General features: G+C 67.8%; 26 protein-coding genes and 1 pseudogene. 12 read left to right on the top strand and 15 right to left on the bottom strand.

Annotated features, from left to right (window positions below):
* Positions 1–190 precede the first annotated feature (190 nt).
* The 3 genes from katG (at position 191) to M0R88_RS11685 (ending at position 3,914) form a co-directional block, all read left to right on the top strand.
* Positions 191–2,356, top strand: a complete 2,166-nt coding sequence (gene katG, locus M0R88_RS11695) for a catalase/peroxidase HPI (RefSeq protein ID WP_256468560.1) — start codon at positions 191–193, stop codon at positions 2,354–2,356.
* A gap of 181 nt (positions 2,357–2,537) precedes the next feature.
* Positions 2,538–3,362, top strand: coding sequence for an amidohydrolase family protein (locus M0R88_RS11690; protein WP_248653686.1), 825 nt, complete (start codon positions 2,538–2,540; stop codon positions 3,360–3,362).
* A 111-nt stretch (positions 3,363–3,473) separates the two neighbouring features.
* Positions 3,474–3,914 (top strand): DUF7344 domain-containing protein, encoded by a 441-nt coding sequence (locus tag M0R88_RS11685; protein WP_248653685.1) that lies wholly within the window; start codon positions 3,474–3,476, stop codon positions 3,912–3,914.
* Positions 3,915–3,990: 76 nt separating this feature from the next.
* On the opposite strand, the gene M0R88_RS11680 is transcribed toward M0R88_RS11685, so the two are convergent.
* On the bottom strand, positions 3,991–4,383 hold the full coding sequence (locus M0R88_RS11680; protein ID WP_248653684.1) for a DUF7344 domain-containing protein: 393 nt from the start codon (positions 4,381–4,383) through the stop codon (positions 3,991–3,993).
* A 141-nt stretch (positions 4,384–4,524) separates the two neighbouring features.
* On the opposite strand from M0R88_RS11680, the gene M0R88_RS11675 reads away from it, so the two are divergent.
* Complete coding sequence (locus M0R88_RS11675) at positions 4,525–5,193, top strand: helix-turn-helix domain-containing protein (RefSeq protein WP_248653683.1); 669 nt, start codon at positions 4,525–4,527, stop codon at positions 5,191–5,193.
* A gap of 25 nt (positions 5,194–5,218) precedes the next feature.
* Here M0R88_RS11675 and M0R88_RS11670 read toward each other — a convergent pair whose 3' ends face one another.
* The 3 genes from M0R88_RS11670 to M0R88_RS11660 form a co-directional block, all read right to left on the bottom strand.
* Positions 5,219–6,163 (bottom strand): glycosyltransferase family 2 protein, encoded by a 945-nt coding sequence (locus M0R88_RS11670; protein ID WP_248653682.1) that lies wholly within the window; start codon positions 6,161–6,163, stop codon positions 5,219–5,221.
* Between the two features lie 79 nt (positions 6,164–6,242).
* The gene (locus tag M0R88_RS11665; RefSeq protein ID WP_248653681.1) at positions 6,243–6,950 is read right to left on the bottom strand and encodes a class I SAM-dependent methyltransferase; all 708 of its coding nucleotides are present in this window, start codon (positions 6,948–6,950) and stop codon (positions 6,243–6,245) included.
* A 180-nt stretch (positions 6,951–7,130) separates the two neighbouring features.
* On the bottom strand, positions 7,131–7,535 hold the full coding sequence (locus tag M0R88_RS11660) for a PPOX class F420-dependent oxidoreductase (RefSeq protein ID WP_248653680.1): 405 nt from the start codon (positions 7,533–7,535) through the stop codon (positions 7,131–7,133).
* 152 nt (positions 7,536–7,687) lie between these two features.
* Between M0R88_RS11660 and M0R88_RS11655 the strand changes: the two genes are divergently transcribed.
* The 3 genes from M0R88_RS11655 (at position 7,688) to M0R88_RS11645 (ending at position 9,604) form a co-directional block, all read left to right on the top strand.
* Positions 7,688–7,957, top strand: coding sequence for a MarR family transcriptional regulator (locus M0R88_RS11655; RefSeq protein WP_248653679.1), 270 nt, complete (start codon positions 7,688–7,690; stop codon positions 7,955–7,957).
* Positions 7,958–8,017: 60 nt separating this feature from the next.
* Positions 8,018–8,794 carry an MBL fold metallo-hydrolase gene (locus M0R88_RS11650; protein WP_248653678.1) on the top strand — a complete coding sequence of 259 codons (777 nt, stop codon included), beginning with the start codon at positions 8,018–8,020 and terminating at the stop codon, positions 8,792–8,794.
* A gap of 147 nt (positions 8,795–8,941) precedes the next feature.
* Complete coding sequence (locus M0R88_RS11645) at positions 8,942–9,604, top strand: YkgJ family cysteine cluster protein (RefSeq protein WP_248653677.1); 663 nt, start codon at positions 8,942–8,944, stop codon at positions 9,602–9,604.
* 384 nt (positions 9,605–9,988) lie between these two features.
* On the opposite strand, the gene M0R88_RS11640 is transcribed toward M0R88_RS11645, so the two are convergent.
* Positions 9,989–10,408, bottom strand: coding sequence for a TRAM domain-containing protein (locus M0R88_RS11640; RefSeq protein ID WP_135851842.1), 420 nt, complete (start codon positions 10,406–10,408; stop codon positions 9,989–9,991).
* Positions 10,409–10,677: 269 nt separating this feature from the next.
* On the bottom strand, positions 10,678–12,405 hold the full coding sequence (locus M0R88_RS11635; RefSeq protein WP_248653676.1) for a radical SAM protein: 1,728 nt from the start codon (positions 12,403–12,405) through the stop codon (positions 10,678–10,680).
* A gap of 446 nt (positions 12,406–12,851) precedes the next feature.
* Between M0R88_RS11635 and M0R88_RS11630 the strand changes: the two genes are divergently transcribed.
* From M0R88_RS11630 to M0R88_RS11615, 4 genes and pseudogenes are all read left to right on the top strand, one after another.
* Entirely contained in the window at positions 12,852–14,339 is a 1,488-nt protein-coding gene (locus M0R88_RS11630) for a hypothetical protein (protein WP_248653675.1), read from the top strand.
* A 98-nt stretch (positions 14,340–14,437) separates the two neighbouring features.
* Positions 14,438–14,596, top strand: coding sequence for a DUF7559 family protein (locus M0R88_RS11625; RefSeq protein WP_248653674.1), 159 nt, complete (start codon positions 14,438–14,440; stop codon positions 14,594–14,596).
* Positions 14,593–14,988: pseudogene (locus M0R88_RS11620) on the top strand (Hsp20/alpha crystallin family protein); the annotation flags it as partial. The gene M0R88_RS11625 and the pseudogene M0R88_RS11620, both read left to right, overlap by 4 nt.
* Positions 14,989–15,294: 306 nt before the next feature.
* Entirely contained in the window at positions 15,295–17,439 is a 2,145-nt protein-coding gene (locus tag M0R88_RS11615) for a beta-glucosidase family protein (RefSeq protein WP_248653673.1), read from the top strand.
* 30 nt (positions 17,440–17,469) lie between these two features.
* Here the strand turns inward: M0R88_RS11615 and M0R88_RS11610 are convergent, their stop codons facing one another.
* From M0R88_RS11610 to M0R88_RS11580, 7 genes are all read right to left on the bottom strand, one after another.
* Positions 17,470–18,630 (bottom strand): NAD(P)/FAD-dependent oxidoreductase, encoded by a 1,161-nt coding sequence (locus tag M0R88_RS11610; protein ID WP_248653672.1) that lies wholly within the window; start codon positions 18,628–18,630, stop codon positions 17,470–17,472.
* Positions 18,627–19,397 carry a creatininase family protein gene (locus M0R88_RS11605; RefSeq protein WP_248653671.1) on the bottom strand — a complete coding sequence of 257 codons (771 nt, stop codon included), beginning with the start codon at positions 19,395–19,397 and terminating at the stop codon, positions 18,627–18,629. The genes M0R88_RS11610 and M0R88_RS11605 overlap by 4 nt, the downstream gene beginning before the upstream one ends.
* Before the next feature lie 67 nt (positions 19,398–19,464).
* Positions 19,465–20,184: a fumarylacetoacetate hydrolase family protein gene (locus M0R88_RS11600; protein WP_248653670.1), complete on the bottom strand. Its 720-nt coding sequence runs from the start codon at positions 20,182–20,184 to the stop codon at positions 19,465–19,467.
* Positions 20,185–20,269: 85 nt separating this feature from the next.
* Positions 20,270–21,052, bottom strand: coding sequence for a DUF7388 family protein (locus tag M0R88_RS11595; protein ID WP_248653669.1), 783 nt, complete (start codon positions 21,050–21,052; stop codon positions 20,270–20,272).
* Positions 21,053–21,366: 314 nt separating this feature from the next.
* Positions 21,367–21,969, bottom strand: coding sequence for an NUDIX hydrolase (locus tag M0R88_RS11590; RefSeq protein ID WP_248653668.1), 603 nt, complete (start codon positions 21,967–21,969; stop codon positions 21,367–21,369).
* A gap of 76 nt (positions 21,970–22,045) precedes the next feature.
* Positions 22,046–22,531 (bottom strand): DUF7109 family protein, encoded by a 486-nt coding sequence (locus tag M0R88_RS11585; RefSeq protein ID WP_248653667.1) that lies wholly within the window; start codon positions 22,529–22,531, stop codon positions 22,046–22,048.
* A gap of 511 nt (positions 22,532–23,042) precedes the next feature.
* Positions 23,043–24,143: a pyridoxal phosphate-dependent aminotransferase gene (locus M0R88_RS11580; RefSeq protein ID WP_248653666.1), complete on the bottom strand. Its 1,101-nt coding sequence runs from the start codon at positions 24,141–24,143 to the stop codon at positions 23,043–23,045.
* 93 nt (positions 24,144–24,236) lie between these two features.
* On the opposite strand from M0R88_RS11580, the gene M0R88_RS11575 reads away from it, so the two are divergent.
* Positions 24,237–24,590 (top strand): nuclear transport factor 2 family protein, encoded by a 354-nt coding sequence (locus M0R88_RS11575; protein ID WP_248653665.1) that lies wholly within the window; start codon positions 24,237–24,239, stop codon positions 24,588–24,590.
* 57 nt (positions 24,591–24,647) lie between these two features.
* On the opposite strand, the gene M0R88_RS11570 is transcribed toward M0R88_RS11575, so the two are convergent.
* Both M0R88_RS11570 and M0R88_RS11565 read right to left on the bottom strand, forming a co-directional pair.
* Positions 24,648–25,418, bottom strand: coding sequence for a helix-hairpin-helix domain-containing protein (locus M0R88_RS11570; RefSeq protein ID WP_248653664.1), 771 nt, complete (start codon positions 25,416–25,418; stop codon positions 24,648–24,650).
* Positions 25,419–25,445: 27 nt separating this feature from the next.
* A complete protein-coding gene (locus M0R88_RS11565; protein WP_248653663.1) occupies positions 25,446–26,294 on the bottom strand; it encodes a shikimate dehydrogenase in 849 nt (282 codons plus the stop codon).
* Positions 26,295–26,361 lie beyond the last annotated feature (67 nt).

The following is a 26,361-nucleotide window of genomic DNA, read 5'->3' as shown; positions in this document are numbered from 1 at the left end:
ATTTTTCTTCCGTGGTCGAAGTGGTACGCCAAGCGTAGGAGCCCCCATCTGGACCCGGCAACACGAAGGCGATATTTGACTTACTTTGCGAATCGGGAATATTATTTCTTGGTACCGGAACACAAGTCTGCCTAAAACCACCTCCTTTTTGTAATAGCGGTCCATCCACTCGGATGAGCGAACACCGAATATGTCAGAAGAAAATCCCACACACGGAATGGGTAGTCCCCGACAGAACAACAACTGGTGGCCGAACAAGCTGAACCTGGACGTTCTCGACCAGAACGCCGAAAACGTCGGTCCGTACGGCGAGGACTTCGACTACGCCGAGGAGTTCCAGAAGCTCGACCTCGACGAGGTGAAGGCAGATATCGAAGACGTGATGACGACGTCGCAGGACTGGTGGCCGGCCGACTACGGCCACTACGGCCCGCTGTTCATCCGGATGGCGTGGCACAGCGCCGGCACGTACCGCACCGTCGACGGCCGCGGCGGCGCGACCGGCGGGACCCAGCGCTTCGCGCCGCTCAACAGCTGGCCCGACAACGTCAACCTCGACAAGGCTCGCCGGCTGCTCGAGCCGGTCAAGCAGAAGTACGGCCGCAAGCTCTCGTGGGCCGACCTGATCGTCCTGGCCGGAAACGTCGCCATGGAGTCGATGGGCTTCGAGACGTTCGGTTTCGCCGGCGGCCGCGAGGACGAGTTCGAGCCCGACGAGGCCGTCTACTGGGGGCCCGAGACCGAGTGGGAGGGCTCCGAACGCTTCAACGACGAGGGCGAGCTCGAGGAGCCGCTCGGCGCCACCGTGATGGGCCTCATCTACGTGAATCCGGAGGGTCCGGACGGCGAACCCGACACCGAGGGTTCGGCGGAGAACATCCGAGAGGCGTTCGGCCGGATGGCGATGAACGACGAGGAGACGGCCGCGCTCATCGCCGGCGGGCACACGTTCGGGAAGGTCCACGGCGCAGACTCGGGCGACCACCTCGGCGCCGAGCCCGAGGCGGCGCCCATCGACCAGCAGGGCCTCGGCTGGGAGAACGACTACGGCGAAGGCAAGGGCCCCGACACGATCACCAGCGGCATCGAGGGGCCGTGGACTAGCGCGCCGACCAGTTGGGACATGGGCTACATCGCCAACCTGCTCGACTACGAGTGGGAGCCCCACAAGGGCCCCGGCGGCGCGTGGCAGTGGCAGCCGGTGGACGAGGAGCCACAGAACACCGTGCCCGACGCCCACGACCCGTCGAAGAAGCGCACGCCCATGATGCTGACGACGGACGTCGCCCTGAAGCGCGACCCCGAATTCCGGGAGATTCTGGAGCAGTTCCGCGAGGACCCGGCCAAGTTCCAGGAGGCGTTCGCCCGAGCCTGGTACAAGCTCATCCACCGCGACATGGGCCCGCCCGAGCGGTTCCTCGGTCCCGAGGTCCCCGACGAGGTGATGCTGTGGCAGGACCCGCTCCCCGACGCCGACTACGACCTGATCGGGGACGAGGAGGTCGCCGAGCTCAAGGAGGAGCTCCTCGACTCCGAGCTGTCGGTCTCCCAGCTGGTCAAGACCGCCTGGGCGGCGGCGTCGACGTACCGCGACAGCGACATGCGCGGCGGCGCGAACGGCGCCCGCATCCGCCTCGAACCACAGAAGAGCTGGGAGGTGAACGAGCCGGCGGAGCTCGAGACCGTGCTGGAGACCCTCGAGGGAATCCAAGAGGACTTCAACGGCTCGCGGTCCGACGACGTGTGGGTCTCGCTCGCCGACCTCATCGTGCTGGGCGGCAACGCGGCCGTCGAGAAGGCCGCAGCGGACGCCGGGTACGACGTCGAGATTCCGTTCGACCCCGGCCGGACCGACGCCACCCAAGAGCAGACCGACGTCGAGTCGTTCGAGGCGCTCAAACCGAAGGTCGACGGGTTCCGCAACTACTTCGGCGGCGAGTACGACCAGCCGACCGAGGAGTTGCTGGTGGACGAGGCCGACCTGCTGGACCTGACGGCGTCCGAGATGACGGTGCTGGTCGGCGGCATGCGCGCGCTGGACGCGAACTACCAGGGCTCGGACCTCGGCGTCTTCACCGACCGGCCGGGGACGCTGACTAACGACTTCTTCGTGAACCTGCTCGACATGGGCTACGAGTGGGAGGAAACCTCCGACTCCAGAGAGGTATTCGAGTTGCGCGACCGCGAGACGGGCGAGGTCGAGTGGGAGGCCAGCCGCGCGGATCTCATCTTCGGCTCGAACTCCCGGCTCCGGGCCATCGCGGAGGTCTACGGGAGCGAGGAAGAGAAGTTCGTCCAGGACTTCGTGGACGCGTGGCACAAGGTGATGACCCTCGACCGCTTCGACCTCGAATAACGCTCTCGTCCGTTTCTCTTACCTGTCTCTTCTCCTCTTTTGCGACTGTTCGAGTGGTCGCGTAGTCGCCGCGAACCGCGGAGTCGGTGCGAATCGCGGCCGCTACTCGCGCGGCGCTTCCGAATCTCCCCGCCGAGCGCAACCGACACTGAAAAATACCGGAGTTCCGAACCGTCCTCCAATGCTGGAGTTGGAGCATCGCTTCCGGGTGGTGGACGTACACGCGCGCCTCGACGCCGACGCCGGCAGCGTCCAGACCCGCGGGCGGGCGATAAGTCCCGACAGGTTAGAACGGGAGATGCATCAGGCGGGCGTCGTCAGGTCGGTGGTGTTCCCCGGCGCGCGCGACGGCGGCAGTTACGTCAGCGCGAACAACGCCGTCGCGCGCCGGAGCGTGGACCGACCGTTCCTCGCGTTCGCCCGCATCAACGGGCCGCGCGACCCCGGCGAGCGCGCCTCCTCGCGCCTGCGGAACCTCGCCGCGCGCCGGAAGGACCACCACACCTCGCCGGAGGACGTAGAGCAGTACGCCTACGACGACCGATTCCACGGGTTCAAGCTGAACCCCGCCGAGGACGGACTCCCCGACGAGGAGACCTTGGACCAACTGGAGGACGTCGGCCTGCCGGTCGTGGTCCACGGCGGCGAAGGGTTCACACCCGCCGCGGCCGAGGAGACCCTGCTCTCGCGGTCGCTGCCGGTCGTGTTGGCCCACTTCGGCGGCCACCCGCTCGACCGCGACCTGATGTCCGAGGCGGTTGACCTGCTGGAGAACCACGACGAGTGCTACCTCGACACGAGCTACGTCCGGTATCGGGACCTCTTGGAGCGCGCGATGATGGAACACCCCGACCGCGTGCTGTTCGGGAGCGGTGCCCCGAGTTCCCACCCCAACGTCGCGGTCATGGAGATTCTGACCCTCGACGTGCCCGAGGACGCCATGCGGAAGGTGTTCGACAAGAACGCCCGTCGCGTCCTCGGCGACTCGTTGCCCGGCGACTTCTGAGCGCCGTCACTTCGCCCGCGGGGCCTCTCTTCGTTCGAAGCTGTCCGTCCGTCTAATACTATGCAAAATCATTAGGGTTGCCCCGTCGATGTGTACGCGAGGCGGAACCGGATGTCAGAAAACGGTGGAAACGACGAGAGCGATGGGAACGACGGCGACCGAGACGACGCACCGGCCGAGTGCGACGACGGACGGGACCGAGCGAAAGCGCACGACGACCGACCGGCCGGGAGCGTGACCCTCTCGCTCGACGCGACGCTCGAACTCCTCGCCAACCACGACCGGCGAGCTATCGTCGCCTACCTCCGGGACGCCTCGGACCGGACCGCGACGGTAAGCGAACTCAGCGACCACCTCGTTGAGCGACGCGCCGAACGGACCGGCGAGCGACCGGGGCAGAGTCACGTCTACTCGACGCTCTACCACATCCACATTCCGAAGCTCGTGGACGCAGGGGTGGTCGATTACGACGCCCGCACCGAGGAAGTCCGCTACTGGGGGAGCGAGCGGCTCGAAACGTGGCACGACCGCATCGAGCGCAACGAGAGCTGACCGCATCGCGCTTCGGTGACACCGGCGACGCGACGTTCGACGACGATGCGGCGTACGATGACGCGGTGTTCGACGGCTACTCGGGAACCTTTCCCGCGACGGCGTCGGTGCGTCGATTCCCCCCGGAGAACGGCAGATGCTCGTTATCGACTTCCTGTCGCGCGGCGACCGTGAGAAGCGGTTCGAGTTCCTCGACGCTCTCGGCGAGCGACACCGTCTCTTCGGCACCCTCGTACTCGATTACGCCCGCTTCCGAAAGTTTCGGGAGATGCGTGTGGACCAGCGAAGCTATCGCGCGCTGTCGGTCCTCGACGAGACCGACGGCAGTGACGACGTCTGCGAGTTCGCCGACGGAGGCCGGACCGCCTCGCCGGAGAGCGTAGATGATGCGACGTCGATACGCGCTACGGAGAAGTTCACACGAGCGGTCGATTCGCTCGCTGACAGTTGTCCTGTCTTGGTGTACCATCGCCTGGGAGTTCGACCACTACGGACTTAAAGCGGAGATTCGTTCCCGTACCGTTTTGCATTTTATTTCGGACCGTTGCAACCGTTTCAGCCGGTCGCTGGCGAACCGTACCGTTAAATTTCCTGACGTGGTAGCGGAGCTATGACTCTCATTGCGGACTTCTATTTAGAAACACCGGTCCTTCGACTTGCGGTGGACGCCGCCCCGGAGATGGAGGTCACTATCGAACAGCAGACCTCTCGGGAGTCCAAACCGTTCGCACTGGCGTTCTGGGCGTCGAACGGCGACTTCGAGACGTTCGACGCCGGACTGGCCGACGACCCGACTATCAGCGACGTGACCGTCCTCGCGGAGTTGCCCGACCAGCGACTGTATCAGGTCGAGTTGACCGACAAGGGCGACGAGCAGATGACCTACCACTCGTGGGCCGACCAAGGCGGCGTGTTCGTCTCCTCGGAGCGGGCGGGCGACGGGTGGCGCGCTCGCATCCGGTTTCCCGACCGCGAGAGCCTCCGAAACTACGTGACGTTCTGCGAAGACCACGGGCTGACCTTCGAACTCCGGCAGTTGTACGACGCGAGCGAGCGAGACGACGACTCGCTCGGCCTGACCGACCGACAGTACGAGACGCTCCGGACCGCGGCCGAGATGGGATACTTCGACGTGCCCAGAGCGGTCGAGCTGGAGGACCTCGCCGAGCAACTGGGCGTCTCCAGACAGGCGGTCTCCGAGCGACTCCGGCGTGCGACCGAGGCGCTGGTCCGGGCGACCATCTTCCGCGAAGGCGGCGCGACCGACCCCGAAAAGTGAGCCCAACCACCTCCGGCGAGCGAGGTTACTGCTCGGGTTCCTCGACGGCTTCGTCGCAGGACTCCTCCGTCCGCCAGTCGTACATCTCGACCGCACGGTCGGCGCGCGCCGAGAGACCCGACGGGTTTCTGGCGTCGCTCCGGTCGCGGAGCCGCGACCAGAGACCGTCCTTGCACCCGATTGCCATGCTCTTCGCCACGCGCTTGCCGCTCCCTATCCACCCCGAAGGCGCCTGTTCGCCCCGAATCACGTCGGCCGCGTTCGACGCGCCGTCCCAGATCGCGTCACGGAGCGTCCGCCCGAGGATGCCGGGCCGCGGGCCGTAGGTCTTCACGAGTCGGTACGCCAGCGCGCGGTACTTCCACCCCCAGTCCCGGTCCTCGTCGTCCTCCTCGCTGTCGTGAATCACGCAGACCGACGGGGACCACTCGACTTCGTAATCGTTGGCGGCGAGTCGGTGGGCGCAGTCGCGCGCGCCGCCGGTCACGAGGTACTCGTCGAAACCGTCCACGGCCTCGATAGCCTCGCGGGTGAACGCGACGTTCCCGCCCTCGAAGTAAGTCACCTCTCGTCCGTCGATGGTCCGAGACTCCTCAGTTTCGGCGGTCACGCCCGCCCGGACCGAGCGGTGGACCGGCCCCGTCACCGCATCGGTGTCCGGGTCCGCCAAGGCCTCGCGGACGCCCTCGCTCCACGAGGGTTCGACCGCGTTGTCCTGCCCGACCAGCGCGACGGCGTCGCCGCTGGCCGTCGAGAGGCCGGCGTTGCGCGCGACGTTGAGTTTCCGGTCCGAAACCTCGACCAGCACGTCCACGTCGTCGCGCTCTCGAATCATCCCGGTGGTTCCGTCGGCCGACGGGCCGTTGACGACGACGACCTCGGCGTCGGGAGCGTGGGCCGCGAGCGCGTCGAGACACGACGCGAGGCGCTCGCGGCCGTTGAGTGTCGGAACCACCACGGATAGCTCCATACCCCCGAATCTCCCGCCCGAGGGTTAAAAACGGTTCGGCCTCTGGCACCGACGAGTCGGGAGGATAACACGTCGTGGTCTACTCGACGCGCGTGTTCCAGTAGGAGACCGACGCGAAGTAGTCGCCGACGGGCGACTCGCCGATGGTCGTGTCGAGGTCCCGAATCGGTCCCGCGACGGCCCCCGGAATCTTGCGGTAGAAGCCGTAGGGCAGAATCCAATCGTGTTCGGCGTCCACGAGGTGGAGGTCGGCCTCGTCCAGCAGTTTGTCCACGTCGGCCCGCGAGTAGAGGTGCGACCCCATCGGGAGCAACCAGTTGTAGACGCTCCGGGTGCTGCGGGCGTTGAACGTGTCGAAGACGACTCGCTCCTTGGCGACCCGGCGCATCTCCGAGAGGAAGGTCGCGGGCGTGTCCGCCAGATGGAAAAAGCGCATGGCGAACACGGTGTCGAAGTGGTCGTCGGGGAACGGGAGTCGGCCCGCGTCACCGCGCATGAACTCGAGATGATCGGCGACTCCGGCGTTTTGAGCCTTCTTCCGGCCTTGTTGGAGCATCGCGGCCGATATGTCCAACCCGACGATGTCGGCACCGCGTTCGGCCAGCATGACGGTGAACCTACCGGTACCGCACGCTATCTCCAAGACGTTCTGGTCCTCGAGCGGGCCGATAGCGTCGAGGACGGCCTGTTTCTCCCGGCGGTCGATGAGGCGTCCACCGCGGGAGAATCGCTTGTCTTCGTACTCCTCGGCGACTTCGTCGGCCTGATACCACTCCGCTCCTTTCACGATTCTCCTTTCAATCTAGTTCGCGGGGGGACTAAAACGGTATTGGAACCGTCTCGTCGCCGACTTCTTCGTGCGCCGAGAGGACGCCGGTTCGCTCGGCCGGACGAACCGGGACGACGATTACCTGCGAGGGACGGTCGGCACCTCGACGCCGCGGACCGACCGTTGCGGGCGTGAACGCTACTCGCCGCTCGTGACCACGCGGTCGGGTCGAATCCGGATTACTACCCGCGAGCCGGACTCCTCGCCGTGGTTGGGATACTCCTCGACGTCCATGTAGCGGCGCGCGAGTTCGTCGATGTGTTCGACCGCGCCGTCCTCGGTGACCTCGACCACTTCACCGCGGACAGAGACGTAGCGGTACGGGTCGTCGGGGTCCATCACGCAGACCCCGACCTTCGGGTCGCGCTCGACGTTCTTCGCCTTCTGGCGGCCGCGTGCGGTGTTGACCAGCAGGTGACCCTCCTCGTCGCGGTCTATCCAGACCGGCGTCACCTGCGGCGTGCCCTCCGGCATCAGGGTGGCGAAGTTGGCGAACGTCTCGCGCTCGAACAGGTCGCGGAACGACTCGGGAATCGACTCCATGCCGGACCAGACGGACTCGGGCGACGTAATAATTGCCGCCCCGGAAGGCAAGAAACGAATTTAAGGCGACATTATATGGCCTTAAGGAGTTAAGAGTGTACTGATAAACATATAGCCAACATTTACCCGTCTCTTCCGGAGTGAGGTTAGGTATGAGTACGACCACGGACGAGCCACCCGTAGCCGAACAGTTATCAGACGACTTCCGCGACCGCCTGCGCGAACTCCCCCCGAGCGCCAAGCTGGTCGCCAAGGTGCTGGAGACCGACGCGCCCCTCTCGCAGGGCCAACTCGCCGAGGAGTCGCTGCTGCCCGACCGGACGGTCCGCTACGCCCTGAACCGCCTCGAAGAAGAAGACCTCGTAGACTCCCGGTACAGCTTCCAAGACGCCCGCAAGCAGGTCTACTTCCTCGACCGCTGACGGTCTTCGCCTCGACTGCGACCCGCCTCGCTTTTCTGCTCGGCCGACCTCGCCTCTCGCATGACCATCCAGCAGGTCTCGGTCCCGGCCGAGACGCTCGCGCCCACTGGTTCGACCAACGCCTATCTCGTCGGCGACGAGGCGGCGATTCTCGTGGACCCCGCGAACCGCACCGACGACCTCGACGCCGCGGTCGCGTCGGTCTCGGTCGAACACGTCCTCGTCACGCACGCTCATCCGGACCACGTGGGCGCGGTCGCCCACTACGCAGACTCGTGCGACGCGACCGTCTGGGCGCGCGCGGGCCGCGAGGAGCGCTTCGAGCGTGCCACCGGAATCGCGCCGGACCGGACCTTCCGCGAAGGTACCGTCATCGAAGACGCGACCGTCGTGGAGACGCCGGGCCACGCGCCCGACCACGTCGCGCTCGCCGCGGACGGCGCGATGCTGACCGGCGACCTCGTTGTCTCGGCCGGGAGCGTCGTCGTCGGTGCCGACGAGGGCGACGTGCGCGCCTACCTCACCTCGCTCCGGCGACTTTACGCCCGAAATCCGGACGAACTCTATCCGGGTCACGGACCCGTCATCGAGGACCCCCGCGCCGAAATCGAGCGCCTGATTCGCCACCGACTCGACCGCGAGCGAAAAATCCTCGGCGCAGTCCGCGACGGCGCGACCGCACTGGACGAAATACTCGACTTCGCCTACGACAAAGACCTCTCGGGCGTCCGGGACCTCGCGCGAACCACGACCGCCGCGCACCTCGAAAAGTTGGCCGTCGAAGGCAAGGTCGCGTGGGACGATGAACGGGCGAAAATAGCGGGCTCCGACGAGTAACCGCGGCCGACGGGCCGCGGGCGGGGGCTTTCGAGGACTCCTCGATAGCGGTCGTGGCGGTCGATTTCGCAGGACCAACGAGTCTCTCACACCGAACGCCACCGACGCAACGAACACCCTTTTGCCCACCAACACCAACGCAAACGTGTGCAGAGCCTCGAAGCGGAACTCGAAAACGCCGAAGCCCTCGACACCGACGACCTCGCGGACGCCATCGAAACTATCGGCTTCGAGTGTACGCGGTGCGGGGCGTGTTGCAAAGCCGAGGCTGACGACCCCCACACCGCGACCGTCTTCCCCGACGAGGTGCGGGACCTCCAAGACGCCACGGAGTACGACTGGCGAGACGTCGCACGTCCGATGCCGTACGGTCTCGACGGTGAGGGGACCGACGATGCTGTCACCGGCGAGACCTTCGAGTGGGCGCTTCAGACCGACACCTGCGGCGACTGTACCTTCTACGAGGAGTCCGACGACGGCACGGGTGCCTGCTCGGTCCACGGCGACCGGCCGCTCATCTGCGAGACCTACCCGTTCTCGGTCGCGCTCGGCGGGACGAGTCAGCCGATGGGCGAACCCGTCGACGAGGAGGGCGTCGTCCGCGCCCACGAGTGCGAGGGACTGGGCAGAGATATCTCTCGGGAGGCCGCGGAGGACCTCGCGGCGGCGCTCAAAGAGCGCGCGGTCCGGGAACTACGGGAGGCCATCGCGGTCCGCGACGAGTACGAACCCGCCGACCCCGACGAGGGCGTCGTAGTCCACGATTCCGAGGGCGCGAAGCGCCCGGACGGGTCGGTCTACGACGGGTGACCTCCGCGAGCGCAATCGGACACGCAATTGCGCGGCCGACCGTAGCAACCGTCACTGCGCGAACGGTCATCCAAAGCGGGCCGAGATTCGGTCGATGAATCGACACGCGAGCGGTTCGTCCCGTGCCGGTACTTGAACCTTCGCGCGACTCGGCGACCGACGCGTAGGTCGAGAATTCCCCCTAGAAACAGGTAGTTTGTGCGTTGGGGATTGTATAGCAACTCATAGAGTAGATACGGGTATCTAAAGACAATATAAAGTTGTCTCCAATCCTCACCGCAGACGGGTTCGAGAGACCGCGAACGAACCCGACGCCCGCAGGTCGAACGTCGAGGAGCGCGCAGTCGCCGCTAGCGACCGCACGAGCAGCAAAGAATGGGGGTCTCAGAAGTCCTCTTCGATGATTTCGCCGACCGCGAAGTTGGACTTGACTTCCGTAATCTCGACCTTGACGCGCTCGCCGATTTCGGCGTCGGGGACGATGATGACGTAGCCACGCTCGACGCGAGCGATGCCGTCGCCCTGCTTGCCGATGTCCTCGACTTCGACGTAGCGGACTTCGCCCTCCTCGACGGGGGGTTGCGGTTCGGACGGTGCGCCGCTGCTCTTGGATTCCGATTGAGACTTCGACTCGGACTGCTGAGACGAATCCGAATCGTCCGAGATGAGCGCAACGCGGTAGGTTTCGCCCGGTTCGACCGACCCGGTTTCGATTTCTCGGCGCGGTACTTCGACGACGTACTTGTCGTCCTCGATAGTCACGTCAGCACTGAACAGACACAGGAGTTTGTCAGAGATCTCCAAGGTTATATGCCTCCGTTCGAACCCAAGTGGTCAGCGCGTAAAGAATTTTACTCAACGACCTTTTGCTGCGCTCGGTCGGCCGCGCGCCGTTGGCGCGCGCCCTCCCTCGCTGGCAAAAGGTCGATCAAAATCCGTCGTTACCCCCTCAGAAGCGCCTGCGGCGCTTCTTCGAGGGCTCCTCGGACCGCTCGCTCGGTCACTTCGTTCCCTCGCTCGCTGTGGACCGCAACCGCGACGCGACCGCACCGCAACCGCGACCGTGACGGCCGTCAGTCCGCGCCTTCCGGTCGCTCCGCGGTGGTGAACTCCGTCAGGTCCACGCCCACGTCGGCGTCGAGGTCCGCGGGCGAGTCGTACGGTCGGTTCACGATGACGTTTCCGGCGCGCTGCTTGCCGAGACCCGGAATTGCGGTGAGTTCGTCCATCGTCGCGCTGTTCAGGTCGAGCGGGTGGACGACGCCCGTCACCGATCGGTAGCCGTGGTCCACGACCGCCACGTCCACCGTCCGGCCGAGTTCGCGCTCGCCCGGAATCCCCACGAGCAGAGGGTAGGTCCCGAGTTGGCGGCCGAACGTCCGGCCGCCCTCGTGGTATTCGAGGTGGACGTTCGGCAGAATCGTGCCCGCCGGTGCGAGACGCTGGAGCATCGGGTTATCTATCTCCTCGCGGACCTCGGTCTTGTACTGCTTGAACAGGCGCTTGTGGTCCTTGGCGATGTCCGCGCCCACGTCGCTCATCTCCGTGCCGTCGAAGGCCATGACCTGCCGGATGTTGACCCGGCGGAGCATCAGTCCCTCGTCGTAGACCCGTTCGAGGAACCGCTTGTTGTGGTCGAACGTCTCCTCGCGTTCGCCCTTCAGTCCGTGGAGCAGGTTGATGCCCGGCAGGAGTTTCGGCAGGCGATTCGCGGCCGACTCGCCGTGGCTCGGGGCGTCGGCCGGGTCCTCTCCCGGTCGCCACCCGGCTTCCTCGTTGACTATTTTGACGGCCTCGAAACACTCGTCGGCGGTCACGTTGAGGTTGTTCTCGTCCTGGACTCTGGGGTCGGCCGATTCGAGACCGAACGCGGCGGTGTCGCCCGGCGTGTTGTGCTCGGCGATGACCCGGATGCCCTCGCGGGCCAACTCGGGCCACTCGACCACCGTGATGGGGTTCATGTTGTCGAGGTGGAGCGTGCCGAGGTCGGGCGCGACCTCCCGAATCCCGCCGTAGAGGTTCCGGAGCGCGTCGGGGTTGGGCTTCTCGCCGTCGCCGCCGTACGCGAGGATGTCGGCCTGGCGTCCGAGTCGGAAGTGTCGCGCGCCGCGCTCGTAGAGCGTCTGGACCTCGCTGACGACGGACGGCGGTCGCCGGAACGACGGGTTGCCGTACAGCGGTTCCGTGCAGAACGAACACCGGTAGGGACACCCTCGGGAGGTCTCCATCTCGCAGATGAGGTAGTCGGGATGGTTGGGGTGCTGTTCGATGACGAACGCGCCGTCGGCGGCCCACCGGTCGATTTCGGCGTTGTCGCGCATCCGGTTGTTGAACCCCTCCAGACCGCTTTCGAGCAGGTCGTAGGCCGCGGCTTCCACGTCGCCCTTCGCCACGAAGTCGAAGTCCAAGTCGTCGCGCTCGGTCTCGGTCGCGCCCGCGTTCTCGTCGCCGACGCCGAACTTGACGGGACCGCCCATCAGACTGGTTCCCTGTGCGGTCCACGCCATCTTGCGCACTTCGTCGGGTTCCGCCGGGGTTCCCCCCACGTACTTGCCGGGTACGGTCATCCCGCCGATGTAGACGAACAGGTCTGCGTCCTCCACGTCGCGCCACTTCCCGGAGTCGTCGCGCAACTCGTCGATGGTGTGGTACGTGACGTTCTCCCGCGGGACGCCGGCGTCCACGATGGCCCCGGCGGTGTACCGCGGATACGTCGAGATGTAGGGCGGCACGCCGAAGTGTGCCGGTTCGTCGACGTACCCGTCCACGAGGGTCACGTCGAGGTCCGCGAAGTCGGTCATGGGAGAGCGTTGCTTCTCGACGGGTAAAACGGTGACTACACGGCACGTCGAGAGTCCCCTCGCGCGCCGGAACGACGCCGCCCCACCCTTCGCCGTGGTGGAACAGTGGGCGGTCGTCGGTGGCGACGAGACCAGTCTGCGGTGTCGGCCCGGCAGTAGACAGCGTGTACGACCGGTTCGTTTCTTCGATTCGTCCCGCGAAAAACACTTCGATAGAGGCCTCTCAGATTCGCTCCACCCGTCGGAAAGTTCCATCCTTAGGTTCTGAGGCGCGCCTTCTCGTCTCGTCGCACCCATCCCGACCCGACCGTTCAGACGATTTAATTCCGTTCACGCGGCGATTGATGCGACGCCGCTCGGTCCGGTCACACTGATTTGTTAGCGGTGCGAGAGTAAGCGCCGCGGAACAATGGCCGATTCGGTCCAACCGACGACCGACGATTCGCATGTCCGAACCAGATTCTCCCGACGACGGCATCGAACGTCGCGGCGTCCTCGCGGCGCTGGCGACCGGTCTCGGCAGCGTCGGCGTCGCCCGCAGCTCGCTCGCCCGCGAAACCGCTCCGCTGGACGCGACGCGGTACGTCGTCGAGCAGGGCGACCGGTGTATCCCGATTACGCCGCTCTCGGGCGAGGAGCGCGTCGAGGCCTTCTACGACTACCGGACGCCCTACACCTCGCCGTCCGGTGCGGCCTACAGCTCCTACGGCACGACCGACCTCCAGCGGCCGGAGACGAGCATCTGCTTCCTCTACGAGGGACCGGCGGGCCTGAGTTTAGTCGTGGTCCACGACGAACTGAACGACGGCACGTCCGGGGGTGCCGTGACCTTCGACCTCGAACTGGCGAACCCCGACGGCGCGACGTGGGTCGTCGGCGACGACGACTACGACGCCCCGACGAACTACGACGAGTTCACCCGGACCGACGCGGGATGGACCGTCGATTGGACGTGGACCGAAGGCCGCTCGGACGGCGGCGTCCTTCGACCGCTCGGCGACGAGTTCGCGATCACTATCGACCCGCGATTCAACGAGGCTGCCGCGCTCTACGGCGACCACTACGAGGGCGAAGTCACCGACTGGCAGGTCCTCTCGGGCGACCGGAGCGACCCGAAACGGCTCTCGCTGGCGCTCGACCGTCCGGTCACGATTCGTGCCGGGACCTGCGGGAGTACGACGACTACGACGACCACACCGTCCGAAATCACTGACGAGGAGACCACGAGCGACGCACGAGAAGGGACGGCCGAAGAAGACGCCGGGCCGGTCTCGGCCGAGGTGTCGATACTCCCCGGCAAGGTCAACCCCCGGAGCCACGGTCGTCTGCCGGTCGTCGTCCGCTCGACCGCCGAGTTCGACGCGACCGAGGTGGCCCGCGGGAGCGTCCGGTTCGGGCCGAACGGCGCGACCCCGGCGAAGCGCATCCGGACGGACGCCGACGGCGACGGTCGGACCGACCTGAAACTCCTCTTCCGACTCGATTCGACGGGCATCGGCTGGGACACCGACGATGCGGAACTGACGGCCAGAACCGAGGCCGGGCGGGAGGTCGTCGGAACTGCCGACGTGGAACTGGTCACGCGGGGCGGTGACGAAAAAGAGGGAGACGACCGGGGCGAGGGAGAAGCGAACGAGGCGGACGAGAGCAAGGAGAACGGAGCGGACGGCGGCGAAGCGAAGGGAGACGACAAAGAGGAGTCAGAAGCCGACAGCGAGACAGGAGACGGCAAGGAAACAGGTGACGCCGAGGAAGCGGAAGACGAAGACTCCGACGGGCATCCCGGAAAAGGTCACGGCAGGGGGAAGGGAGGCGGAAACGGCCGTGGACTCGGAAACGGCGAGGACCGCGGCCGGGGGAAAGACCGCGGAAACGGGCACGGACGCGGAAACGGGCACGGCGAAAAGGGGCGAGACGAGGGAGACGACGACTAACGGCAGTCTGATACGACGGCGGGGAATTCGGCGACTCGACCCGGCAGAGAATCGCCGAAGCCCTCCCGTTTATGGTCGCTCGGGCGTTAGTTTCGGATATGCCCGCGACGCTCGAAGTGAAGTGTACGAACGACGACTGCGAGATGGACATGTTCGAGATGCACTACACCTACGACATGCCCGACGACGTGGGGGTCTCGGACTTCCAGTGTCCGTACTGCGGCGGAACCGACTGTCTGGAAGCCATCGAGCTATGACCATACGAGACATCGGTCGCTCGGTCGGGAACGCCGTCCTCCAGCGCGTCGGCCGGGCTGCGAGCAAGGTCCAAGAGTCCAAGCCGCTCCCCGTGGACCTGCTGGAGAGCGACGACGCCTACCTCGTGGTGTTCGACGCGCCGGGCGCGACGGGTAGCGACGTGCAGGTCCGGTACGCCGACGGCGCGGTCCACGTCCGCATCGACCGCTTCCGGGACTTCTACGAGGGGTTCGAGATGCTGTTTCCCGGTCGTGGCCTCTCGCTCGACGGGAAGGCCGACCTGCCCGCCGACGCCGTGGTAAACGCCGAGGAGGCGACGGCGACCCTGACCGAGAACGGGACGCTCCGCGTTCGCGTGCCCAAGCGCGGTGAGGAGACAGAAGTGACGGACGCCGTGTCCACGGAAGCGTAGCGCGATTTGGCGGTCGTGCTCACACGCTACGTATGACTGTTTTGCCGTTTTAAAACCAGTACTGGGCCTCGTACGCAGCGACCACCCATCGGTCCGGTCTCCCATCCGTCCGCCGGACTGCCACCTCGAGAACTGAAACGCGCTCGTTCGCCAGTAGTGGATGTGAGGTCTGCATTACCGCGTCCGCGACCGCCTCGCCGTCGCCGTTCGAACCCCGAACCGCCGGGGTTTCCACCCTTTTGCGTCTACGCCAACATCTAACCCTCCGCCGACGGACCGTTACGTATGGCCGACACGACCGACCGAGTCGAGCAGTTGGTAGGCGAACTCACACGCGACGAGAAGCTGAGATTAGTTCGGGGCACCACGGACCCGGCGGGAACCGCGACGGGCTACCTGCCCGGCATCGACCGCCTCGACGTCCCCGAGTTCCGACTGGTCGATGGGCCGCTCGGCGTGCGCGCCGAGGGCGAGCGCGCCACCGCGTTCCCCGCCTCGGTCGCGCTGGCGGCGACGTTCGACCCGGACCTCGCGCGCGAGCAGGGCGCGGCGATGGCGCGCGAGGCGAAGGCGCACGACCAAGACGCGCTGCTCGCGCCGGGGACCAACCTCCTCCGAGTACCCCACTGCGGCCGCAGTTTCGAGTACTTCTCCGAGGACCCCCGACTGGCGGCCGACGTGACCGCGGGCGTCGTCGAGGGAATCCAGAACGAGGACGTGGTCGCCACCGTGAAGCACTACGTCGCCAACAACCAAGAGCAACACCGCACGGAGGTCAGCGCCGACGTCGGCGAGCGGACGCTCCGCGAACTCTACCTGCCGGCGTTCCGCGCCGCGGTCGAGGCCGGCGTCGGGTCGGTGATGACCGCCTACAACCGGGTGAACGGCACCCACATGAGCGACCACCGCCGACTGGTCACCGACGTCCTCAAAGAGGAGTGGGGGTTCGACGGGTACGTCGTCTCGGACTGGTACGGAGTCGAGAGCACCGTCGGCGCGGCTACCGCCGGCCTCGACGTCGAGATGCCCGGCGTCTCGGTGGCGGACCTCGAAGACGCCCCGGACGGAGCCAGCGAGACGGACGAAGGGAATCCGGACGACGCGGACGCCGACCTCGGCGCCATCGACGGCATCCCCGACCCGACGAAGGCCGGTCTCTTCGGCGACCCGCTGGCCGAGGCGGTCACCGACGGGACGGTCCCCGCCGAGCGTCTCGACGACATGGTCGCCCGCGTCCTCGGCCAGATGGAGCGCATCGGGCTACTCGACGGCGACCGGGACGAGGGCGCGCTCGACACGCCCGAACACCGGGACCTCGCCGAGCGCATCGCCGCGCGCGGGACGGTCCTACTCGAAAACGACGGCGTCCTGCCGCTCGACGACGGGACGGACGTCGCGCTCGTCGGGCCGAACGTCCACGAGGCGACCGTGGGCGGTGGCGGCTCCTCGGAGACGACGCCGTTCCGGGCGGTCAGCCCCGAGGAGGGCGTCACCGCCCGCGCCGAGGGCGAGGTAACCGTCGCACACGGCGTCCCCGAAATCGAGGACGTTTCGCTGTTCGACCTGCTCCCGTACATCGATTACGACGCAGACGAAGACGGCGACCCGGACGCCGACTCAGATGTCTCGATAGACGAGGCGGTCGCGGCCGCCGACGCGGCCGACGTCGCCGTGGTCGCCGTGCGCGACGCCACCACCGAGGCTCGGGACCGCGACGACCTCCGACTGCCGGGTCGGCAGGACGAACTGGTCGAGGCGGTCGCCGAGGCGGCCGACCGAACGGTCGTCGCGGTCAACGCCAGCGGACCGGTGGAACTGCCGTGGCGCGAGGAGGTGGACGCGCTGCTCGCGGCGTGGTACCCCGGACAGGCCCACGGCACCGCGCTCGCCGACGTGCTGTACGGCGACCGCGACCCGGCCGGACGGCTCCCGGTCAGTTTCGCGCCCGAGGACGCCTACCCCGCGACCGACGAAGCCCAGTACCCCGGCGTCGATGGAGCGGCCGACTACTCGGAGGGGCCGTTCGTCGGCTACCGCCACTTCGACGCCGCGGACGCCGAGCCGACCTACCCGTTCGGCCACGGCCGCTCCTACGCCGACTTCCGGTACGGCGAGGCCGAGTCGGACGGCGAGTCGGTCCGAGTCACCGTCGAGAACCGCGCGGAGCGACCCGGCCGCGAGGTCGTGCAGGCGTACGTCCGACCGCCCGAAGCCCCCGACGGCGTCGAGCGACCGGTCCGGGAACTCGCCGGTGCCGCCGCGGTCGGTCTGGACGCGGGGGAGACTCGGACCGTTGAAGTCGAGTTCGGCGACCGGGCGTTCGCCCGCTACGCCCCCGACGACGGGTGGGTCACCGACGACGGGACCTACACCGTCGAGGTGGCCCGGTCCTCGCGGGACGTTCGGACGACGGTCGAGGTGGAACGGTAGGCGAGAAGCGCGTTTTCGCGGGCCCTCTCGCTACTCTACCGTCATCCCCTCGACAACCTCGAACTCCTCGTCGCCGTCGAATCGGGTCGGGGCGAACTCCGGCAGGGGGTTCTCGCCGGCCATCGCCTCGGCAACCGCCTCGCCGAGCGCCGGGGCGCGCATGAAGCCGTGGCCCTGCCATCCGGCCGCGACGAAGAGGCCGTCGCGCAACTCGCCGACGAGCGGGTCGCGGTCGGGCGTCGCCACGCAGAGGCCGGCCCACGCCTCGCGGACCGCGCCGAACTCCCCGAGGCGGCGACCCAATCGGTCGCGGGTCACCTCGCAGAACTCGCGGTCGGCCTCGCGGGTCCAGTCGTCGGGGTCGCTCTCTACCTCCTCGGTACCGTCGCCCGCCAGCAGTCCCTCCGGGTGGGGCCGGAGGTAGTACCCCGAGGTCGTGTCGTAGCACATCGGGAGGTCGGCCCGGCGGTCGGCGTCGAACCCGGCCGTCAGCGCCTGCACGCGGTAGGGTTTGAGCGGAACCGGAATCCCGGCGACCGCGAGGAGTCGCTTGGTGTGGGCACCCGCCGTGACCAGAATCGCGTCGAAGGACTCCGAGTCGCCGCCGTCCTCGCCGGCTTCCGCCTCGACGCGCTCGACCGCGAGCGCGTCGGCGTCGAGTCGGACCTCCGTGTCGGTTCGAATCTCCGCGCCCGCGTCCTCGGCCTTCCGAGCGAGCAGGCGAGCGTAGCCCTCCGGGTCGGTGTGGCCGGCGTTCTCCGCGACGGCGGCGACGCCGACGTCCGACCAGTCCACCGCCGGGAACCGCTCTCGCAGTTCGTCGGGGGTCGTGAGCGCGACCTCCCGTCCGGCCTCCCGCATCCGGGGCACCTGGTCGCGGATGGCGTCGGCGCGTCGCTCGTCGCCCTCGTGAGCGAACCAGACGTAGGGCGTCTCGCGGAACTCGAAGTCGGCCTCGCCGGAGAACTCCCGGAAGCGCGCCATCGCTCGGTCGCCGACGCGGGCGTCCTCCGGCGCGGCGTAGGCGTCGTAGAGGACGCCCGCGGCCCGGCCGGTGCTACCGCCGGCGATTCGGTCCTTCTCGTAGACGACGACCTCCTCGCCCCGCCGCGCGAGGTCGTAGGCCGCGGTGACGCCGACCGCGCCGCCGCCGATTACTGCGACTCGCGTCCCTCGCTCGTCCCCACTCATTTGTGCTCCCGCGGCCAGAGGTCGTCCATCTCCTGCCCGGCCAGCCACTCCACCAGCGCGGCGAGGTCGTCGCTCGCGTGGTCGAGCAGCGTCTCGCCGACCTCCCGGCTCCCCGCGGTGGGTTCGCCCACCGCACCGCTCTCGGTGAAGTCGATGGCGTCGAAGCCGACCGACGCGCCGCGGACCGACTCGCCCCACGAGTCGCCGCCGTTCTCCTCCGCGGCTTCGAGGTCGGACTCGCGCACGAGGTCTTCGGCGATAGCGAGCATCATGCTCGTCTCCACCGCGTCCGCGTGACCCAGCGAGGTGTCGAGTTCTTCCTCGATGAGCGCGTCCAAGTTCGACCACCAGTTCCACGGCGCGGCGAAGGCGACCTCCTCGTCGCGGACGGTGCGGGCCGCGCGCCGGAGCGCCCCGGAGTTGCCGCCGTGACCGTTGACGAGGACCGCCTTCTTCACGCCGTGGAAGGCCACGCTCGCAACGACGTCGGCGACGTAGCGCTCGAAGATTTCCGGGTCGGTCCAGAGCGTTCCGTCGAACTGGCGGTGGTGGGCGCTGACGCCGACCGGAATCGGCGGGAGGAGGACCGTCTCGGGGTGGTCGGCGACGGTCTCGGCGACCGCGCGGGCCGACAGCAGGTCGGTGCCCAGCGGGAGCGCGGGGCCGTGCTGTTCGACGCTTCCGGTCGGGAGAACCGCGACCGTGGCGTCCTCGAAGGCCTCGGCCGCCGTGGTCGTGGTGTGTTCGTAGAGGTAGGTCCGACTCATGGCCGGGAGAAGGGACAGCGGGCACTTAGAGGTGTGCCCGGAGGAAAACGACGCAGAGGCGCCTGCGCTACTCCGTCGAGACGACGTCGTTCCGGAGCGTGCCGACGCCTTCGTAGGTGATTTCGACCTCGTCGCCGGGTTCGACCAGTCCCGGATTCGCCGGACTGCCGAACGCGATTACGTCGCCCGGTTGGAGCGTGAACCGCTCGGATAGATAGGAGACGACTTCGTCGGGACCGAACAGCATCAGTTCGGTGTTGGCCTCCTGTCGGCGCTCGCCGGACACGTCTGTCCACATGTCGATGCCGGTCGGGTCCACGTCGGTCTCCATCCACGGGCCGAGCGGTCCCGAGGCGTCGAAGGCCTTCCGGGCGGTCCGGCCCGGCTGGTCGAGCGCGTCCACGTCGTTCATCACGGTGTAGCCGCGGACGACTTCGGAGACTTCCTCGGGGGCGACGTTCCGGCATCGCTCGTCGACGACCGCCGCCAACTCGCCCGCGTACGTCAGTTCGTCGGTGAAATCGGGGTAGGGAATCGACTGCTCGTGGGCGAGCAGGGCGGTCGGCGGTTTGATGAAGAAGTCCGGCTCCTCGGGGCGCTCGTACTCCATCTGGTCCAGCGTCTCGGCGTAGTTTCGGCCGACGCAGTAGAGCGCCGACGGCTCACACGGCGGGAGGAGTCGCCCGTCGCGGCCGACTTCGTAGGTGCCGTCGTCGGTGAGGAGCGTCCCGTCGTCGTAGCGGCCGGAGACCGGTCCCTCCGGCGTGAGCAAGCGTGCGAGTCGCATGGCTGGACTTCGGAACTGCGCGGCAAAGAAATACCGACTCCGGAATTCGGCGGTCGGTCCCGGCACGCCGGCGGCCGTGTCGAACTCAGTGCAGGAACTCGTCGAGACCGCGCGCGGGGTAGCCGACCACGAGGTCGGCACCCGCGTCCTTCAGGTCGGCGACGCGCTCGCCGACGTTCGCGGGCGACCCGGCCAGCGCGTAGTCCCGCGTCGCGGCCGAGAGGACCTCGCGCGCTCGGCCTGTCGCGGCCGCGTCCGTGGCCGCGCCCTCGGGGAGCGCGCTGGCGACGGGACCGCGACGGGCGGCGTACCCGCCCACCGCGTCCAGCACCGCGTCGTCGTCGTCGGTGAGGACGGTGGGCGCGTAGACGGCGAGTTCGCCGTCGAATCCGGCGGCCCGCAGGGCGCGCAGGTCGCCCTCGGTGGTTCTGGAGAGGAGTTCGAACTGGGTCGCGCCGGTGGCCAGCGCGAGGCGCTCGACGCCCTCGGTGCCGACCCACGCCGCGGGGTCGCGCTCGACCGCGGCGCGCAGGCGGGGCGCGACCGCCTTCCGGCGCTCGTCTTCCGAGAGGTAGGCGGCGTGCCCGGCCACGGCGACCCGTTGGACCGCCTCGGGAACGTCGTCGTACCCCGAGTCGTCGCCGAGGGGGTCGAACCCCTCGGCGCGGACGGGCGTGGTCAGGCGGACCTCCACCTCGTCTGCGAGTCCCGCCAGCGTCTCGGCGTCCGGCAGGTGTTCGCGGCCCTCGTAGTCGATAGCCACCGTCTCGAAGGGTAACTCTGCCGCGCGCGATACGTCGCACTCGGCGGGCTTGAGCGCGGCGGCGTCCAGTCCAGTCTCTGCGATAGTCTCACCAGTGGTCAACATGCGCGAACACCTCCAGTAACAGTCGCTCGTCGTCGTGCGGTTCTACTGCTCGTGCGGAACGCGATCCATCGTCTGTGCGACCATGTAGCCACTCGTACCCGCGGGAGGGTCAAAAACGTATCGGCGCGGTCGAAACTTACCGGGGACGGCGGCGATTTCCCGACCCAGCGAACCGAGTGCGCTCGGCTCCGCGAACGACCCGGCGCGTGCGGTCGCGGTCTGATGGCGTCGGCAGTCGCTCACTCCCCACCACGCTCACCGTCGTTCGGCGCAGTTTCCCGCCGTCTCGTCTCCGAATCTCCGGTCGAAAAACCTCAGTCTTGCCGAACGTCGGCGTCGGGGTCCACGACCCTGTCCACCTGCTCGGGCGCGCGCCAGTCGGTCGTCAACTCCAGTAACTGCACCAAAATTCGGGCCGTCGCGCCCCAGACCGTGTACCCGTCGACGTGGAAGAAGTGGACGATTGCCTCGCCGTACTGGGGATGCTCGCGCCGCTCGACCTCGTAGTTCTCGGAGTCGAGCAGGTCCGCGACCGGGAGGACGGCGATTTCGGCCACCTCGCGCTCGTCGGGGGTGTACTCGCGGTCCGGCACGCGGGCGACGTAGGGCGTGACCGCGTACCTGCTCGTGGTTCGGATGTCGTCGAGTTGCCCCACCAGGTCGGCCTCGTCGGCGCGGAGGCCGATCTCCTCCTCGGCCTCGCGGAGCGCGGTGGCCCGGAGGTCGGCGTCGCTCGGTTCGCGGCCGCCGCCGGGGAAACTCATCTGGCCGGCGTGCTCGCCGAGGTGGTCGGCCCGCTTGGTGAACAGCAGGTGGTAATCGCCGCCGCGGGTCACGACCGGCGCTAACACCGCCGCGTCGTGGTCCTCGTCGGCGACAGTCTGTGGCACGTGGTCGGCCACGCGACCCAACTCCATACCCGGAACGTCGTACCCCGTCGCCTTAATTCGTCCGTCCGCGGACGGACCTGCGGCGGTTCGGGCAGTGGTAGCACTACTCGAACGCCCGGTCCAGCGTCTCGCGTACTTCGTCGGTCTCGACGGGTGCCCACGCTTCGAGGTCGTAGCTCACGTCGAGGAGCGCCTGCGCGCGGTCGGCGTCGCCCGTCGCCGCGACCGTCCGCGCTTCCTCGTACAGTCGGTCGGCGACCGCCTCGCCCAGTCCCTCGCGGTCCAACTCGCGGTCGGGCACGTCGAGGATGTGGGGCAGGTCCTCGCCGTTCTCCGGCACGGTGGGAAACGCGGCCGGGCCGGCGACGAGCAGGGTGTCGGTGGCTTCGGCACCGCCGTCCGCGGCGTACTCGGCTTTCACGAGGTAGTAGTCCTCGACCGCACGCTCGATTTCGGCCGCGAACGCCTCGCGCTCGACCTTCTTGCCCTGCTTGAACGCGAGTTCGACCAGCGCCTGTTCGAGTTCGTCGCGGGCGAGACCGCCGAACAGGTCTACCACGCCTGCGAGTTCGTCTTTCGTGTCGGCCATTCGTTATCAGGTAGGGTTCTCGCGGGGGCTTAGTTGTTCGGGAACGGAGAGCGAAGAGTTGGGGCCGGGGTGACGCGAATCTGGAACGTACTCGGGGCTGTCGGTTCGAGCTAGTCGAGACCGCACTGCGACCGCAACGGCACAGCAGTCTATCACCGACTCCACGGAGTCTCCCGCACCGTCCCACACCGCCGCCGCACAGCACCGCGACCGCGCCCCCGAACCTCCCCGCCTGCGAGCTCGGTCGCGCGGAACCGCGAGCGCGACCGAGTGCGCGGCGCATCCGTAGTGGACAGCCGGGTAGCTCACGCGAAGGTTGAAATACGAGGCCGGGACGAACCTCGGCCGGACGTCTCGCGCGGTTACGGGCAGGGAGGTGGCGAGTCAGTCACCAGTGTCGCTCGGCGGTGACACCGCCTCGCTGGCGGCAGAGCCGCCCTCCCCCGTGACTGCCAGTCCGACTAATCCGAAAGGACGGAGCAAATCGGACCGTGCCGACGGCGGAGAACGGCTACGCGAAGTAGTCGGCCAACCGCTCGGCGGCTTCCTCGACGCGCGGACTGACGAGCGCGAACCGGAGCCAGTCGCTTCGGGATTCGCCGAACGCCTCGCCGGGCATGCCCGCGACGCCCGCCTCGTCCACGAGGCGCTCGACGTTCTCCAGCGTGCCGGGGAAGTCGGGGAACCGCGCCATCACGTAGAACGCGCCGTCCGGCGAGGAGTAGTCAGCGCCGGCCTCGTCCAGCGCGTCGGTGAAGGTGGCGACGCGCTCGCGCAACAGTTCGCGGTTCGCCTCGTAGTAGGCCGGGTCGGTGTTCCGGAGCGCGTGGAGGACCGCGTACTGGCCAGGCCGGGTAGTGGCGACGTTGGTCAGCATGTGGCGGGTCTTGGCCACGTCCACCAGCGACTCGGGGAAGACGGCGTATCCGACCCGGAACCCGGTGATGGCGAACGTCTTCGAGTAGGAGTTCGTCACGATTCGGTGGTCCGAGTCGAACGACAGCGCCGAGGTGAACTCGCCCGAGAAGTCGAAGTGGTCGTACACCTCGTCGCTGACGAGCAGGGCGTCGTACTCCTCGGCGATAGCCACGAGTTCGCGCATCGTCTCCTCGTCGTAGACCGCGCCGGTCGGGTTGTTCGGCGTGTTGACGACGATTCCGGCGGTCTCCTCGCTGGCGGCCTCGCGCACGTCCTCGGGGTCGAGGGTGCCGTCCGCCTCGGTGGCGACGTACCGCGCGCTCGCGCCGAGCATCGTCGTCTTGCCCGGATAGTACGGGTACACGGGGTCGGTCAGCACGAACTCCGACCCGCGCTCGCGTTCCAGCGCGCGGGCCATGGCGAGGTAGTTCGCTTCGCCGCCGCCGTTGGTCACGACGACCTGCGATTCGTGAACGTTCCGGCGTTCGGCGATCTCCTCGCGGAGCGCGGCCAGTCCCTCGCTCGGCGGGTACTGGAAGTCCGCGCCGCCCAAGTCGGCGTACTCGTGGAGACCCTCGCCAATGGCGTCGGGCGACCCCCAGTCGGGGTTCCCGCTCACCATGTCCACCACGTCCCGGTCGGCGTCGGCCGCGTACTGCATCACGTGGAAGAACAACGGCGTGTCGTAGTCCATACGCCGACACTCGGACGCCGCGTAGGTCTTTCTTTCGACCGCCGAGTCTCGCAACCCCCGAAATTAACTTGGACGAGACGATAGCTGAGAGGCATGACGAACGCAGACCCGGACGCGGTCCGCGCCTACTACGACCACATCGACGCCGAGGAGTACGAGGCGGTGTTCGCGCTGTTCGCCGACGACGTGACCTACGAACGAACCGGCCAGCGCCTCGACGGCATGGACGAGTTCCGCGAGTTCTACCTCGACGGCCGACCGCTCGAAGACGGCGAGCACGAGATTCACCGATTGGTCGCGGACGGCGACACGGTCGCCGTCCGCGGGCGGTTCACCGGTACGCAGGACGGCGAGGAGGTCGCGTTCGGCTTCGCGGACTTCCACCGGTTCGACGACGACGGCGACATCGCGGAGCGGTGGACCTACACCGACCGCGACGAGGTGTAGCGGCGGCTCCGTCCGGTAATACCTCGGAGAAGAGTCGAGACTCGTGTGCGGGCCGAGTCAGCGGGCCTGCGCTCGATCTATCCACGACGAGATGCGCTTGTCCGAGAGACCCGTCTCGTCGGCGAGTTGGCCTGCGTCGGCCTTCGCCAGTTCGGTCACGTCGGCGACCCCCGCGTCTCGGAGGCGTTCGGCGTAGGCCGGGCCGATGCCCTTGACCGCTTCGAGCGCTTCGCCCTCGCCGACCGGTTCCTCGTCGGCCGCGTCTGGTTCGGGTTCCTCGCTCTCGGTGTCCTCGGGGGTCGGTTCGGGTTCGTCGCCGGCAGACTGGTCGGGTTCGGCCGCGTCCGTCGAGGGTTGGACCGCCTCCGCAGGTTCGGCCGCGTCGTCGAGTCCGGTCTCGACGCTCTCGCTCCCTTCGGGCGCCGTCGTCACGTCTTCGGTCGAGATGCCTGCCTCGGCGTCTTCGGCCTCAGCCCCAACTTCTTCGACTTCGGTCTCGTCGGCGTCCTCGGTCGTCTCGACGTCGCCAGTTTCCTCGACCGCGTCGGTCTCGGTCGATTCGCTTTCGTCCGCGGTTTCGGTCTCGGTCGGTTCGGCTTCTTCGATGTCCGGAACGTCGTCGGATTCGGTCGCGTCGGCGGTCTCGGTCGCGTCGGTGGACTCCTCCGCGCCGGTATCGACGCCTTTGACGGCGCTCTCGGCTTCCACGTTTGGTTCGGCCGACTCGCCGGGTTCGCGCTCGATGGTCACCCCGGACTCCGTCCGGCGTACCTGCGAGCGGTCGTCCTCGAGTCCAAGCAACGACTTCAGCTTAGTGAGCAGTCCCATTTGCGCGACAGTAGACGGGCGTACCACTTAAAGCCGTGCCCGAAGCGCCTCGTTCATCGCGTTCACGGGCGCGTCGCGGCCGGTCCACAGCTCGAACGCCTCGACGCCCTGATACAACAGCATCCACGCGCCGTCGATGGTCGTCGCGCCGCGCTCGCGGGCCTCGCGCAGGAGCCGCGTGTCGAGCGGCCGATACACCGCGTCCAGCACCGCGAGATCGCCGTGGAGGGTCTCTGCCGGAACCGGCGACCGGTCCTCCTCCATGCCGACGCTGGTCGCGTTGACCAGCACGTCGGCCGCTGGGACGCGGGTTTCGAGCGAGTCGAGACTGCCGGCGGTCGCACGCTCGGCGTCGTCGTCGGACGCGCCGCCGAGGTCCGCGACGAGTCGCTCGGCGCGTTCGACCGTCCGGTTGGCGACGTGGACCGTCGCGCCGGCGTCCGCGAGCGCGAAGACGGCCGCGCGGGCCGCGCCGCCGGCACCGACGACCACGGCGTCGCGGTCCGCGAGCGTCACGTCGTGGTGCGAGAACGACCGACGGACGCCCGCAGCGTCGGTGTTGTGGCCGGTCGGCGGGTCGTCCGCCGAGTCGTCACCGTCGCCGTCCGGGAAGTCGATGGTGTTGACCGCGCCGATGCGGGCCGCGAGGTCGTCGGGTTCGACGTGGGCCAGCGCGTCCTGTTTGAACGGAATGGTGACGTTCAGGCCCGTGATACCGAGCGCCTGCGCCCCCTCGATTGCTGCTTCGAGGTCGTCGGGAGCCGGTTCGAAGGTGACGTAGCGGGCGTCCGTCCCGAGTTCGTCGTAGGCCGCCTCGTGCATCGGCGGCGACAGCGAGTGGCCGACGGGGTTGCCGAGGAGTCCGAACACGTCCATGTCGGGTGCGAGGTCGGCGAACGGGTTAACGACTGGGTTCTGGGACTCGCGGCCGGTTCTCAGGATA

Source organism: Halorussus gelatinilyticus, from assembly GCF_023238445.1.
Lineage (GTDB): Archaea > Halobacteriota > Halobacteria > Halobacteriales > Haladaptataceae > Halorussus > Halorussus gelatinilyticus.
The sequence above is the reverse complement of the archived record's forward strand: the minus strand, read 5'-3'. Positions and strand labels throughout refer to the sequence as shown.